At 64.1% G+C, this 13525-nt stretch carries 17 protein-coding genes and 1 tRNA gene; 10 read left to right on the top strand and 8 right to left on the bottom strand.

Translation table 11 applies throughout. The annotated features are described in order from the left end of the window. Positions 1–6 precede the first annotated feature (6 nt). Genes CVO77_RS03590 through CVO77_RS03575 form a run of 4 tightly spaced genes read right to left on the bottom strand, consistent with a single transcriptional unit; the run spans position 7 to position 1068 of the window. Positions 7–201 carry a hypothetical protein gene (locus tag CVO77_RS03590; protein ID WP_105997928.1) on the bottom strand — a complete coding sequence of 65 codons (195 nt, stop codon included), beginning with the start codon at positions 199–201 and terminating at the stop codon, positions 7–9. Positions 202–206: 5 nt separating this feature from the next. Beyond that, positions 207–461, bottom strand: a complete 255-nt coding sequence (locus CVO77_RS03585; protein ID WP_105997927.1) for a hypothetical protein — start codon at positions 459–461, stop codon at positions 207–209. Continuing rightward, positions 458–889 carry a hypothetical protein gene (locus CVO77_RS03580; protein ID WP_146130813.1) on the bottom strand — a complete coding sequence of 144 codons (432 nt, stop codon included), beginning with the start codon at positions 887–889 and terminating at the stop codon, positions 458–460. The genes CVO77_RS03585 and CVO77_RS03580 overlap by 4 nt, the downstream gene beginning before the upstream one ends. 2 nt (positions 890–891) lie before the next feature. Further along, complete coding sequence (locus tag CVO77_RS03575) at positions 892–1068, bottom strand: helix-turn-helix domain-containing protein (protein ID WP_105997925.1); 177 nt, start codon at positions 1066–1068, stop codon at positions 892–894. Between the two features lie 131 nt (positions 1069–1199). Between CVO77_RS03575 and CVO77_RS03570 the strand changes: the two genes are divergently transcribed. From CVO77_RS03570 to CVO77_RS03560, 4 genes are all read left to right on the top strand, one after another. After that, positions 1200–1973: a hypothetical protein gene (locus CVO77_RS03570; protein ID WP_105997924.1), complete on the top strand. Its 774-nt coding sequence runs from the start codon at positions 1200–1202 to the stop codon at positions 1971–1973. Next, positions 1966–3126, top strand: a complete 1161-nt coding sequence (locus CVO77_RS03565) for a tyrosine-type recombinase/integrase (protein ID WP_105997923.1) — start codon at positions 1966–1968, stop codon at positions 3124–3126. Before CVO77_RS03570 ends, CVO77_RS03565 begins: the two co-directional genes overlap by 8 nt. Before the next feature lie 39 nt (positions 3127–3165). Beyond that, a tRNA-Ser gene (locus CVO77_RS21205) sits at positions 3166–3245 on the top strand. 125 nt (positions 3246–3370) lie between these two features. Beyond that, positions 3371–4093: an RNA polymerase sigma factor gene (locus CVO77_RS03560; RefSeq protein ID WP_105997922.1), complete on the top strand. Its 723-nt coding sequence runs from the start codon at positions 3371–3373 to the stop codon at positions 4091–4093. Here the strand turns inward: CVO77_RS03560 and folE are convergent. Then, positions 4090–4743 carry a GTP cyclohydrolase I FolE gene (folE, locus tag CVO77_RS03555; protein WP_105997921.1) on the bottom strand — a complete coding sequence of 218 codons (654 nt, stop codon included), beginning with the start codon at positions 4741–4743 and terminating at the stop codon, positions 4090–4092. The two genes, CVO77_RS03560 and folE, sit on opposite strands and share 4 nt — an antisense overlap. A gap of 179 nt (positions 4744–4922) precedes the next feature. On the opposite strand from folE, the gene CVO77_RS03550 reads away from it, so the two are divergent. From CVO77_RS03550 to CVO77_RS03525, 6 genes are all read left to right on the top strand, one after another. Further along, complete coding sequence (locus tag CVO77_RS03550; RefSeq protein WP_106000612.1) at positions 4923–5498, top strand: ferritin-like domain-containing protein; 576 nt, start codon at positions 4923–4925, stop codon at positions 5496–5498. 21 nt (positions 5499–5519) lie between these two features. Beyond that, entirely contained in the window at positions 5520–5885 is a 366-nt protein-coding gene (locus CVO77_RS03545; protein WP_105997920.1) for a c-type cytochrome, read from the top strand. Positions 5886–6094: 209 nt separating this feature from the next. Then, positions 6095–7066: a glucokinase gene (locus tag CVO77_RS03540; protein WP_105997919.1), complete on the top strand. Its 972-nt coding sequence runs from the start codon at positions 6095–6097 to the stop codon at positions 7064–7066. Positions 7067–7109: 43 nt separating this feature from the next. Continuing rightward, on the top strand, positions 7110–7850 hold the full coding sequence (locus CVO77_RS03535; RefSeq protein ID WP_105997918.1) for a gamma-glutamyl-gamma-aminobutyrate hydrolase family protein: 741 nt from the start codon (positions 7110–7112) through the stop codon (positions 7848–7850). A gap of 171 nt (positions 7851–8021) precedes the next feature. After that, a complete protein-coding gene (locus tag CVO77_RS03530; protein WP_197709663.1) occupies positions 8022–9395 on the top strand; it encodes an aspartate aminotransferase family protein in 1374 nt (457 codons plus the stop codon). A 19-nt stretch (positions 9396–9414) separates the two neighbouring features. Further along, complete coding sequence (locus tag CVO77_RS03525; RefSeq protein ID WP_105997916.1) at positions 9415–10353, top strand: DUF808 domain-containing protein; 939 nt, start codon at positions 9415–9417, stop codon at positions 10351–10353. Between the two features lie 113 nt (positions 10354–10466). Here the strand turns inward: CVO77_RS03525 and CVO77_RS03520 are convergent, their stop codons facing one another. From CVO77_RS03520 to CVO77_RS03505, 3 genes are all read right to left on the bottom strand, one after another. Continuing rightward, a complete protein-coding gene (locus tag CVO77_RS03520; RefSeq protein WP_105997915.1) occupies positions 10467–11597 on the bottom strand; it encodes an ABC transporter ATP-binding protein in 1131 nt (376 codons plus the stop codon). A 127-nt stretch (positions 11598–11724) separates the two neighbouring features. Beyond that, positions 11725–12567 (bottom strand): ABC transporter permease, encoded by an 843-nt coding sequence (locus CVO77_RS03510; RefSeq protein ID WP_105997914.1) that lies wholly within the window; start codon positions 12565–12567, stop codon positions 11725–11727. After that, positions 12567–13472 carry an ABC transporter permease gene (locus tag CVO77_RS03505; RefSeq protein WP_105997913.1) on the bottom strand — a complete coding sequence of 302 codons (906 nt, stop codon included), beginning with the start codon at positions 13470–13472 and terminating at the stop codon, positions 12567–12569. Before CVO77_RS03505 ends, CVO77_RS03510 begins: the two co-directional genes overlap by 1 nt. Between the last annotated feature and the right edge of the window lie 53 nt (positions 13473–13525).

Raw genomic sequence — 13525 nt, 5'->3', positions numbered from 1 at the left:
CGACTTTTACCGCCCTCCCGTCTGATCGACGATCGGCAGCCCGGAAGTTGTTGCGAGAAACTTGGCGGACATGCGCGCGAGCGGCGCTGATGAGAAGGTGGAAGGGCCGTGCCAATTCGCGGGCATGGCGCCAGCCGGCAGGACGACGACCCGCACGAACGGGCCGTCTTTCCTGATCTCTATGTGGGGATCGGGCGCCATGGGGGTCAGCGCCCGATCCCGATGCTCTTATGTATCTGGTCCAGCGCCTCGCCGATCGCGGTCAGATATTCATGCGCGACCATGAGAAGGCAGGCGGCATCGGAAAATGCCCTGTCTTGACCCTCTCCCGGTTCCCTCCCGTGCTTCGCGTCAAGGATTGCGTCCGTCGCCGCGTCGAGCAGGATCAATGCCCGCTCGTGCGCGCAGAGGACGTCATCCATTTGAATGAAGGGCGAGTCGGTCTGTTTCAGCTTGATCATGCCGCACCGCCGTTCGCAAAGCGCATCGCGTCATCGGCAAGGGCGTTGACGATCGGGATCATCGTTTCGCCGCCGCAATCCCAATATTCCTGCGCCCTGATGATGGCCAGTTTAGTGGCAACCTCGACGGCATTGGCAGCGGGAACCTTGATGGCCGCCACGCCCGTTTCAAACATCGCCGCGACAAGCTGCTCATAGCTGGCTTCGTAATCCCGCCACAGCGGCGATTCTTTGTCGGCGGGTTCGTGCGCGGCGCAATGGGCTTCATAGGTGGCCACCGTCGCCAGGTAGGCCGCATGGTGCATGCTGAAGGCGGTGGGCGGTTTGCCCGGCGCCGCGATTATGCTATGCGTGTTCATGTCGAAATTCCTCTCGTGGTTTTCGATCAGGCCGGGATGAGGTTGCACGCCTCGTCTCGGCCGCTTCATTTTCAGGCGGCATCGCTGCGGAATGCTGCGTCCAGTTCAGATTTCCGAAAGAACAGCTTCTCGCCCTTGCGGATGGCGGGCAGTTCGCCCTTGGCGACCAGCTGATAAATCTGGTGGCGGGGAAGGCCGGTATATTTCGCGGCATCGGCCGCACCCCTGATCAAATCGTCACTCAGCATGGGAATGCTCCTTTCCATTTTGTTAATCGTCAGTGTCTATGAGGGATATGTATCCCTATCCCTTCTTAGTCAGTTGCGATTAGTCGTCAAGAGGGATACTTGTCCCTTCAAGATTCAAGAGGAGCAGATTTTTGTCGCTGACGTTTGCAGAAGCCCAGTTCCTCGTCAGCTTGGTGGCCGGTATTCAACCGGAGAAGGGTGAAACCTTCAGGTCTCGCCTCAAGCAATGGCAGAAAATGGGCTTCCCCGAAGGCACGAAGGTTGGTCGGGGCGTGAAGGCTCAATACGGTGCGCGACAGATATTGCAGCTCGTTCTGCTAGTGAAATTGTTACGAATCGGGTTGACGCCCGAGCGCGCGCAATCGGTGATCAAAGAGGCCTGGACGCGCTTCATGGGGGGCTTTGTTGAAGCCCTAATCTGTATGTCGAATGGCGAGGACCACCTTCACTATTTCACCATCCAGCTAGATGCCCTTTCGGAACTGACCACTCCGGGTGGGTCCGATCACATGCACGCCTTCGTTGATGTCTTCACCGATACGGAGATGTTGATGGCGTGGGACGAACCGGACGACGATTGGACCGAAGAGGAAAGACAGCAACAGGCATATTCGTCATTTCTCGTGAAAAACAGAATGGCAGTCTCGATCATTGTCGAGATTGACTCGCTGTTGGTTTGGATATGGGCTGGCCTTGAAGTGCTTAAAAAGGGACCTGAAGTGTTCGCGGATGAGTTCGCCGATTGGGAGCGGCTATGCCGCGAGATCGATTTTCAGTCCCAACCATCGCAAGAGCATTTTGATACCGACGCTCACAATCAATCTATTGCGCTCCGTCCAAACGGGATCGATCGGGTAGCCGCAGCGGGCGCCGCTTTGCTCAAGGTTCCGAAGGTCAATGGCTAGCATCCGCAAGCGCACCTGGACCGCCCCCGACGGCACCGAAAAGACCGCGTGGATCGTCGATTATCGCGATGGCGCCGGTGCGCGCAGGTTCAAGCAATTCCCCCGCCGCAAAGATGCGGACAGCTGGTTGACCAGCGCGGCGTGGCAGGTGTCTCAGGGCACGCATACCGCCGATAGCCAATCCGTCACCGTCGCTCAGGCCGCGGAGATATGGATCAAGGGGCGCGAGAATAAAGGGCGCGAGCGGGGGACAATCGCGCAATACCGCCAATTGACGGATTTACACATCGTGCCGCTGATCGGTGCTGAAAAGCTATCCAAGCTGACCCAGCCGAAAGTCGTCGCATTCGTCGAGACGATGCTGGAAACGCGCTCGGAAGACCTGACGCACAAGGCCGTGCGCGCCCTCTCTCGCATCCTGTCCGATGCTGGCCGTCGCGGGCTCGTCGCGCAGAATGTCGCTCGCGACGTGAAGGTCGAGAAGTCGAAGCGGGAAGAGGGCGAGGTCATCATCCCGCCCAAGGAAGATCTGCGGGCCATGCTAGCGGCTGCGGAAGACGACATGAAGCCCTTCATGTTGACCGCCATTTTGACCGGCCTGCGCGTCTCTGAGCTTCGCGGCCTCCGCTGGGAGGATATCGATTTCAAAGGGAAGGCGATCAAGGTCAAGCAGCGGGCTGACAAGCATTGCCAGATTGGCCCACCGAAGTCGAAAGCAGGCTATCGCACGATCCCGATCGGCGCTGCCGTGATCGGTGAGTTGCGGAAGTGGAAGCTGCAATGCCCGAATGGACCGCTGGGCCTCGTGTTCCCGGCCAGCGGCGGACAGGTGCAGGACTATGGCAACTTGCTGCGGCGCAAATTCTATCCGCTGCAAATCAAGGCCGGCGTGTGCGATCCCATCGTCAAGGGCGGCAAGCCGGTGCCGGATGCGAAGGGCAATGCGACCAGCGAACCGCGCTATGGCTTCCATGCCCTGCGTCACGCCGCTGCCAGCGCGTGGATCGCGCAGAAGATAGACCTGAAGCGCCTGACGACCTGGCTGGGGCATTCGAGCGTAGCGACGACGCTGGACCTGTATGGCCATTTGATCGTCGACAAGGACGAGGATGCACGCCTCGCGGCAGAGGCTCAAGCGGCGTTGCTGGCCTGAGTATCGGTATCATATGTGGAACACAGATGTAACACGGATGCAATAATCGGCTGTTTTGCGTGCCTCTTATCAGACTACGAATCTGGGGGTCGGGCGTTCGAATCGCTCCGGGTGCACCATTTCCTTTCCATCGGCTGAATTTCCCGCCAGAACGGGACGGCGACCCGCGAATGGCGGGAACATTTCGTCGCGCCCCGCATCCAATCGCCTTTGGCGGCCAACCGCCTTTTGGCAGGAGGTATCGATGCCCGATTCACCGATGATGGCAGCAAGGGATTTCGAGGGCATGGCCGACGCCGGCCTCGTCGAACAGGTCCGGCGCGGCGAGCCGCTGGCTTTTTGCGCGGTGATGCGGCGCTATAATCAACCGCTGTTCCGGGTCGCGCGGGCGATCATGGCCGACGACGCCGAGGCCGAGGACGTCGTGCAGGAAAGCTATGCCCGCGCCTTTGCGGCGATCGGCGGCTTTCGCGGCGAGGCCGGGCTGGGAACCTGGCTGACCCGCATCGTCATCAACGAAAGCCGTGGCCGCCTGCGCCGCCGCCGACCGCAGGTCGATCTCGATCAGGTCGAGCGGACGCAGGAAGCCGGCGCGCTCATCCTCGGCTTTCCGGGCGGCAAGGTCGTCGACGATCCCGAGGTCGATGCCGCGCGCGCCGAGGTGCGGCGGCTGCTCGAGCGCGCGGTCGACGAACTGCGCGAACCCTTTCGCCTCGTCTTCATCCTGCGCGACATCGAGGATCGCTCGGTCGACGAGGTTGCGGGGCTGCTCGACATCCGGGCCGAGACCGTCCGCACGCGGCTGCACCGGGCGCGCCGCCAGCTTCGCGCGGCGCTCGACGCGACGCTTGCCGATGCGCTGCGCGGCAGCTTTCCCTTCCTCGGCCCGCGCTGCGACCGGCTGGTCGAGACGGTGATGCGGCGGCTGCGCGCGGAGCGCGGCTGGCCCGACCCCGACGTGGCTTAGCGATCGAGCCCGAAGGGGATCGCGGCGAGCAGATCGCGGCGCAATTCGGCATCCTCGCGAAAATCGCCGAGCCAGGCCTTGGTCACCATCGCGACGTGGGGCTGATTGACCCCGCGCGTCGTCATGCAGCCGTGGCGTGCCTCGACGATCACCGCGACGCCGCTGGGTTTCAGGACGGAAAACAATGTGGTGGCGATCTGCTGGGTCAAGCGCTCCTGCAATTGCAGGCGGCGGCCGAAGGCATCCACCAGCCGCGACAGTTTCGATATGCCGACCACCCGGCCGCGCGGGCGATAGGCAACATGCACGCGCCCGGTGATCGGCGCCATATGATGCTCGCAGGTCGAAACGAGCGGAATGTCGCGAAGGAGGACGGTGTCCTCATACCCTTCCGCTTCATCGAAAACCCGGTTGAGATAGGCTTTGGGATCGATCGCATAGCCTGAAAACCATTCGCCATAGGCCCGCGCGACGCGCGCGGGGGTGTCGCGCAACCCTTCGCGCGCGGGATCGTCGCCCGCCGCGGCGATCAGGGTGCGGACCGCCGCCTCCACCGCGGCGCGGCCGGGGCGCGGCGCGGCGGTGTCGATCGGGGCGGTGTCGTCGGTGTTGTCGGCGTCGGGGGGCGTAGGGGTCTGTAATAAATCCATGGCGTCATCCTTGGCCTCGGGTGGGCATTTGGGGGTGGGCATTGGATGGCGCGGTGCCGCGAATGTTCCCCCGCTTTTTTGGGCCCGATATCTTTTTGGGAACGCTGCGCCCGCAGCCGCATCGAATGACGGCAAGCGCGGCGAATTCCCGCTGCGCCGACAGCGAAGGAGTCGTTTCGATGATCCACCAACAAAGCTCGCGGCGCGGATTGTTGCGCTTGACCGGCGCGGCCACGCTTTCCGCCGCCGCCATCGGCATTTTGGGCGATGTGCCGGCGCTCGCGCGTCAGGCGGGGGGTGCGGCCCGCGCGGGCGATGTCGATATATTGAACGTCGCGCTCGGCCTCGAACATGAAGCGATCGAAGCCTATCAGATCGGCGCCGAAAGCGGCCTGCTGCAAAAGCCCGTGCTCGACCTCGCATTGCTCTTTCAGGGGCAGCACAAGGGGCATCGCGATGCGCTGGCCGGGGCGATCGGCCAGCTTGGCGGCAAGGCCGTCGCGCCCAAATCGCGCGCCGATTATATGACCAGCCTCAACATCGCGGCGATCAAGACCCAGGCCGACATATTGCGCCTTGCACAGGCGCACGAACTCGGCGCGGCCAATGCCTATCTCGGCGTCATGCCGTCTCTGGGCGGCCGGGAACTGGCGCAGACCTGCGCCAGGATCGCCGCCGACGAGGCCGCGCACTGGTCGCTCCTGACCTCGGCGCTCGGCGATGCGCTGCCCAAGCCCGCCTTCATGTTTGGTTGAGCCATGCGGTGGAGACTGGAAATGGCCGTGGCCGCCTGGGTGGCGGTCGCAGGACTGGCGAGTGCGGCGGCCGCTTTGGCGCCGGCCGGCGATCCAGCGCGCGGGGCGAAGGTTTACGCCGCCAGTTGCGGAAGCTGCCATTCGCTTGACGCCAACCGCGTCGGCCCGGCGCATCGCGGCGTCTATGGGCGCAAGGCGGGAACCGCGCGCGGCTATGCCTATTCGCCCGCGATGCGCGGCGCGCGCATCGTCTGGAACGGGGCGACGCTCGATCGCTTCCTCCAGAATCCGCAGAAAATGGTGCCGGGGACGCGGATGGGCTTTCGCTTGGCCGATCCCGTCCGCCGCGCCGACGTGATCGCCTATCTGCGCCAACAGAGCAAATAGGCACGACAAGACAAGAGCCGGCCGTCCCAGGGAGCGGGCGAATATCCGCAGGCGACATCATGGCCGGCTCGGGCGGCGAGCCTCGATCCATCCCCCTTCATCGAGGTCTCGCCGCCAAGCCCTGAAGCCCGGCGGCGGTGCATAGCTTTGCCTGTTGCGTCGGCCCGCTCCATGCGACATGCCCTGCCCGATAAGGGCAAGGAAGAGTCATGAGCGACGCCATCGTCACGGTCGATATCGGCGGCACCCACGCGCGGTTTGCGATCGCGAAGGTCGCGGGCGGCAGGGTCGCCACGCTCGGACCGGAAACGACGCTTCATACCAGGGATCACGCCAGCTTTCAGACCGCGTGGCAGGAATTTGGACGTCGGCAGGGCGGGGCGCTGCCGCGCGCGGTCGCGATCGCGATCGCCGGGCCGACGCGGGGTCAGATCATCCGCTTCACCAACAATCCCTGGATCATCCGCCCGGCGCTGATCGCCGAGAAATTGGATGTCGATCGCTATGCGCTGGTCAATGATTTCGAGGCGGTGGGCCACGCCGTAGCGCAGGCGGACGAACTCTATTTCGAGCGATTGACCGGCCCCGACGAGCCGCTGCCGCGGACGGGCACGATCAGCGTTCTCGGCCCCGGCACCGGGCTTGGCGTCGCGCATGTCTGGCGCGACGGCGCCGACTATCGCGTTCAGGCGACCGAGGGCGGACACATCGACTTTGCGCCGCTCGACAGCATCGAGGATGCGATCCTCGCGCGGCTCAGGAAGCGCCACCGGCGCGTTTCGATCGAGCGCATCGTGTCGGGGCCGGGAATCATCGATATCTATGAAACGCTGGCAAGCATGGAAGGGCGCGCGATCCCCTCGCTCGACGACAAGACGATCTGGGCGGCGGCGATGAGCGGCGAGGACGCGCTGGCGGCGGCCGCCGCCGACCGCTTCTGCCTGTCGCTCGGCAGCGTCGCGGGCGATCTGGCGCTGGCGCAAGGGGCGAGCGGCGTGGTGATCGCGGGCGGGCTCGGCCTTCGCATCCGCGACCAACTCGTCCGCTCGGGCTTTCCCGAACGTTTCGTCGCCAAGGGGCGGTTCGAGAATTTCATGGCTGCGCTGCCCGTCAAGCTGATCACCCATCCGCAGCCCGGACTGTTCGGCGCGGCGGCCGCCTTCGCACGCCAGGACGCCTGAAATTCCGCTGGCGCCGCGCGCCGAAAATCGGCAGCAAGGGGGCATGTCCACGCGCCCCGTCCTCGGTATCATCGCCTGCAACCGCGTGGTCGGCACCGAAATCGCGCAGGTGGTGATCAATCGCTATGCCACCGCGGCGATGCGCCACGCCGATTGCGCGGCGCTGATCATCCCCTCGCTTCCCGATGACATGCGCGCAGGCGAGGTCGTGGGGCGCCTCGACGGGGTGCTGCTCACCGGCACGCCGTCGAATGTCGAACCGGCACGCTATGGCGATCCGGCGGCGGGCGAGGGGCCGTTCGACCCCGACCGCGACCGCATGATGATCGACCTGGTCGAAGCTGTCATCGCGGCGCGGCGGCCGCTGTTCGGCATCTGCCGCGGCTTTCAGGAAATCAACGTCGCGCTCGGTGGGACGTTGCGACGCGATACGTCGGCGAGCGAGCAATTGCTGCACCACCACGCGCCCGACGATGTGCCGTTCGAGGCGCTGTTCGACCATCATCACCGGGTCGACCTGGTCGAGGGCGGCTTGCTCGCTGGGGCTTATGAGACGCCGTCGCTCGAGGTGAACTCGGTCCATTATCAGGGCATCGGCACCCTCGCCGACGGTTTGCAGGTCGAGGCGCGCGCGCCGGACGGGCTGGTCGAGGCCTACAGCGCCCGCCCAAACGGCGCGCCATTGCTCGCGGTGCAATGGCATCCCGAATGGGCGACCGACGACAGCGATCAGAGCCAGACCTATTTCCGCCTGCTCGGCCGGGCGCTAAGAGGGGCGCTATGAACCGCCGCGTCACCCGCTACGACCGCTATCTCGCGCGGATATGTTTCTCGCCCTGATTGAAAGCAGAAGCTCTCTTCTCCGCTCGTGTCGAGCGAAGAAGAGACACCCATTGTGGTAGCGCATCTCGACTTCGCGTGATGCGAACGGACTTCTGGATCAGGAACATTGTATATGCCCCGCAATCACGATATCGCCGAACTGCGCCGCCTCGACGTCGCGCACCATCTGCCCGCGCAGGCCGACTGGGCCGAGATCGAAGCGCTTGGCGGCAGCCGCATCATCACCCATGCCGAAGGCTGCTATATCCACGACGGCGACGGCCACCGCATCCTCGACGGCATGGCGGGCCTCTGGTGCGTCAACGTCGGCTATGGCCGCGAGGAGCTGGTCGAGGCGGCGGCGACGCAGATGCGCGAGCTGCCCTTCTACAATACGTTCTTCAAGACCGCGACGCCGCCGACGGTGACGCTCGCGGCGAAGATCGCATCGCTCACCAATAACCGCCTGCCGCATATCTTCTTCAACGCATCGGGCAGCGAAGCCAACGACACCGTCTTTCGCATGGTCCGCCATTATTGGAAGCTGAAGGGCGAGCCCAAGCGCACGATCTTCATCAGCCGCTGGAACGCCTATCATGGTTCGACCGTCGCAGGTGTGTCGCTCGGCGGCATGAAGGCGATGCACGCGCAGGGCGACCTGCCGATCCCCGGCGTCGAGCATGTCCGGCAGCCGTACTATTATGGCGAAGGGCAGGGGACGAGCGAGGAGGCGTTCTGTGACGCCTGTGTCCAGGCGATCGAGGACAAGATTCTCGAGGTCGGCCCCGAAAATTGCGCCGCCTTCATCGGCGAGCCGGTGCAGGGCGCCGGCGGCGTGATCATTCCGCCTAACGGTTACTGGCCGAAGGTCGAGGCGGTGGTGCGCAAATATGGCCTGCTGCTCGTGTCCGACGAAGTGATCTGCGGCTTCGGGCGCACCGGCAGGATGTGGGGGCATGAGGCGATGGGCTTTACCCCGGACCTGATGCCGATGGCGAAGGGGCTGTCGTCGGGCTACCTCCCGATCTCGGCGACCGCGGTCGCCGCGCACGTCGTCGAGGTGCTGAAAACCGGCGGCGATTTTGTCCACGGCTTCACCTATTCGGGCCATCCGGTCTGCGCCGCGGTCGCGCTCCGGAATATCGAGATCATCGAGCGCGAAGGCCTGATCGAGCGCACCGGCAGTGTCACCGGTCCGCATCTGGCGAAGGCGCTCGCGACGCTGAACGACCACCCGCTCGTCGGCGAAACGCGCGCGATCGGCCTGCTCGGAGCGGTCGAGATCGTCGCCGACAAGGAAACGCGCGCGCGCTTCGGCGGCGCCGAGGGAACCGCGGGGCCGATGGCGCGCGACGCCTGCATTGCGAACGGGCTGATGGTGCGCGGTATCCGCGACAGCCTCGTCATGTGTCCGCCGCTGGTCATCTCGACCGAACAGATCGACGACATGGTTGCCATCATCCGCAAATCGCTCGATGAGATCGAGCCGACACTTCGCGCACTCTAAAAGGAAAGACCAAACCCCCATGCCATCCGGCCTATTTGCCCTGCTCGACGACGTCGCCACCATCGCCAAGGTCGCCGCGTCGAGCATCGATGATATCGGCGCCGCGGCGTCGAAGGCCGGGGTGAAGGCGGCGGGGGTGGTGGTCGACGATACCGCGGTCACGCCGCGCTACGTCACGGGCTTCACCCCCGACCGCGAATTGCCGATTATCTGGCGGATCACCAAGGGGTCGCTGTTCAACAAGCTGGTGCTGATTCTGCCGGCGCTGCTCTTGCTGTCGACCTTCCTGCCCTGGGCGATCACGCCGCTGTTGATGCTCGGCGGCGCCTATCTGTGCTTCGAGGGCGCCGAAAAGGTCATCCATTCGCTGCGCGCGGACAAGACGAGCCTCGCCGAGGATGCCGAGACCGTCGCCGACAAAAACCATGAAGAGACGATGGTGAAGGGCGCGGTGCGCACCGACTTCATCCTGTCGGCCGAGATCATGGTCATTGCGCTCAACGAAGTGCTCGACCAACATTTCGCGATGCGCGCGGCGACGCTGGCGCTTGTCGCGGTGCTGATCACGATCGCCGTCTATGGCGTCGTCGGGATGATCGTGAAGATGGACGACATCGGGCTGCATATGGCGAAGCAGGGCAACAGGGCGCGGCGCGCGACCGGGCGCGGGCTCGTCGCTTTCATGCCGAAACTGCTTGCCGCGCTGGCGACGATCGGCACCGCAGCGATGCTGTGGGTCGGCGGGCAGATCGTGCTGCACGGGCTCCACGAATATCACGTCGGCGGCATTGCCGAGGCGCTGGAATCGCTCGCGCATGCGGTCGCCGGCGGCCTGCCGCTCGAAGGGGTGTGGACGTGGCTGATCAAGGCGACCGGCGATGGAATTTTCGGCCTGCTGCTCGGCGGCGCGATCGTCGGCTTGCTGCACGTCGTGCCGGGTAAGAAGGCAGCGCATTAAATCACTTCGTCGTTGCGAGGAGCGTAGCGACGAAGCAATCTCCAGCTTTCGGCCTTGCACAAGACCGAGAGCTGGAGATTGCTTCGCTCCGCTCGCAATGACGATTGGGCGAATTACCCCAGCAACACCACCGGACTATCCGCCCGCCAGTGCATGCTGACCTTGTCGTCCCAGGTGAAATCCTCCTGGTCGTGGCGCGACAGATTAGGGCGTGACACGCGAAGCCTCGCACCCGATTCGAGCTCGATCTCGAACAGGGTGATGTCGCCAAGGTAGGACATGCCGCGAATCTTGCCGCGCGCGAAATTATACCCTTCGGGCGCGTCCTGTGCCGCTGCCTTCACGGCTTTGCCCGCGCCGGGGACGTGGAGATAGATTTTCTCGGGCCGCAGCGCGACCCAGATGTCGGCGCCGTGCGACCCGGTGACGCCGTGGTTGAGATAGATTTTGCCGAGCCCCGGACAATCGACCGCCGCCTTGTCGGGCTCGTCGAGGATCAGCTTGCCCTCGAAGATATTCACCGACCCGACGAAGTCGGCGACGAAGCGGTTGGCCGGATATTCGTAGAGGTCGGACGGCGTCGCAAGCTGCGACACCTCGCCCTTGTTGATCACCGCAATGCGGCACGCCATCGACAGCGCCTCGTCCTGGTCGTGGGTGACGGTGACGAAGGTGATGCCGACCTTTTCCTGCAATTCCGACAGCTCGAACTGCATCTGCCCACGCAGCTTGGCGTCGAGCGCCGACAGCGGCTCATCGAGCAGCAGCACTTTCGGCCGCATCACCAGGCTGCGCGCGAGCGCGACGCGCTGGCGCTGGCCGCCCGACATCTGGTCGGGCATGCGGGCCTCGAACCCGCCGAGCTTGACGAGATCGAGCGCTTCCGCGACCCGGTCGCGGGCCTCGCCGCCCTTCACCCCGGCGATCTTCAGGCCATAGGCGACATTGTCGGCGACGCTCATGTGCGGAAACACCGCATAGCTCTGGAACACCATGTTCACCGGCCGCTTGTTCGGCGGGATGCCCGCCATATCCTGCCCGTCGATCAGGATGCGGCCCGCGGTCGGCAGCTCGAACCCCGCGATCATGCGCAGCAAGGTCGTCTTGCCGCAGCCCGACGGGCCAAGCAGCACGAAGAATTCGCCGGCCTGGATATCGAGGCTGACATTGTCGACCGCCGCCACCTTGCCGAAGCATTTGGTGATATTGCGGATCTGGATGATCGGCTGGGCGGTTTCGGTCATGAGAAAATCCTGGGTCCGTTCGTGTCGAGCGAAGTCGAGACACCGCGAGGGTGCGCGCGGCCGACGGGCATCTCGACTTCGCTCGATGCGAACGGGGAAAGAGAGCGAACGGGAAAGGGGAGGTACATCAATGCGTCTCCGCAATCGCCTTCAAGCCCTGAAGCTTCAGCGCGATGGCGGTCAGGGCGACGGTCAGGATGATCAGGATGGTCGAGGCCGCGTTGACCTCCGGCGTCACCGAGAAGCGGAGCATCGAATAGACCTTCACCGGAAAGGTGACGGTGTCGGGGCCGCTGGTGAAATAGGTGATGACGAAATCGTCGAGGCTGAGCGTGAACGAAAGCAGCGCGCCCGCGACGAGCGCGGGCCGCATGTGCGGGATCAGCACGTCGCGGAACATCTGCCATTCGCCGGCGCCGAGATCTTTCGCCGCTTCCTCCTGCTCGCGGTTGAAGCTCGCGAGGCGCGAGCGCACGACCATGGTGACGAAGGGAAAGCAGAAGGTGATATGCGCGATGGTGATGGCGCTAAGGTTGAGCGGCCAGATCAGGTCGGTCGACCACTGGAGCTTTGCGAAGAACATCAGGAAGGCGACGCCCATGCAGATTTCGGGAACGATGATCGGCAGCGAGATCGTCCCGTCGACCGCGCCCTTGAAGGGAAAGCGGAAGCGCCACAGCATCACCGCCGCGACCGCGCCGAGGATCAGGCTGACGATCGTCGCGAGCGCGGCGATGGTCAGCGAATTGACCAGCGCCTCGATCAGCGCGTCGTCGTGCAGCGCCTTGTCGTAATATTTGAGCGTGAAGCCGCGCCACACGACGTTGCGCTTGCTGTCGTTGAAGCTGAAGATCATCAGCACGACCAGCGGCGCATAGAGGAAGGCCATCACCGCACCGACCCACAGGCGCATCCACAGGGTGCGGCTATATTCAAGCGGCGCGATCGGGGTTCGGGAGAAAAACGCCATCAGCCCGCCTCAGGCACTTTGCGGCGTAGCGATTGCAGCGCGATCAGGATGAACATCGCATAGATGAGCAGGAACGACAGCGCCGACCCGAAGGGCCAGTCGTTCGCCTTCTTGAACTGGCGCTCGATGACGTTGGCGATCATCTGGCTGTCGGTCCCGCCCATCAGATCGGGGGTCAGATAGGCGCCGAGCGCGGGGATCAGCGTGATCATCACCCCCGCGACGATCCCCGGCGCGGCGAGCGGGACGACGATGCGCAGGATCGTGCGGAAATGCCCCGCGCCGAGGTCGAGGCTCGCCTCGATCAAACTGCGGTCGAGCCGGTCGAGCGCGGCATAGAGTGGCAGCACCATGAAGGGCAGGTGGACATAGACGAGCCCGAAGACGACCGCGAAATTGTTGAAGAGTAATTGCACCGGCTCCCATGTCGGCAACGGCTGCAATCCGATCAGCGTCTTCGTCCAGCTCGCGCCGCCCCACAGCATGCCGAGCCCCTTGTTCGCATAGCCCTGCTGACCGAGCAGGATCATCAGCGCATAGGTGCGGACGAGCAAATTGGTCCAGAAGGGCAGCATGATGCCGAGCAGCAACCACGGCCGCCATTTCTCGCTCGCGAAGGTGATCGCCATCGCGACCGGAAAGCCGACGATCAGGCAGGTCAACGTGACGAGCGCGGCGACCGCGAAGCTCTTGCCGAAGATGCCGAGATAGAGATATTCGGTCGCGCGCTTGTAATTGTCGAGCGTGCCCGAGATATGAATTTCATTCAGCCCCGCGTTCTCGCCAAAGCTGTAGAACCAGACGATCGCCATCGGGACGACAAAAAAGGCGATCGTCCACAGCAGGGTCGGCAGCGACACCGCCGCAAAGACCCGCTTATTGGCTTTCCAGTCCTGCTCGGCCATCCCCCCGGCGCCTCCAATAGGACTTAGCTATGAAAAACCATGTTCCCCCGCGC

Source organism: Sphingopyxis lindanitolerans (genome assembly GCF_002993885.1).
Lineage (GTDB): Bacteria > Pseudomonadota > Alphaproteobacteria > Sphingomonadales > Sphingomonadaceae > Sphingopyxis > Sphingopyxis lindanitolerans.
This window is presented reverse-complemented; position numbering and strand designations above follow the sequence as displayed.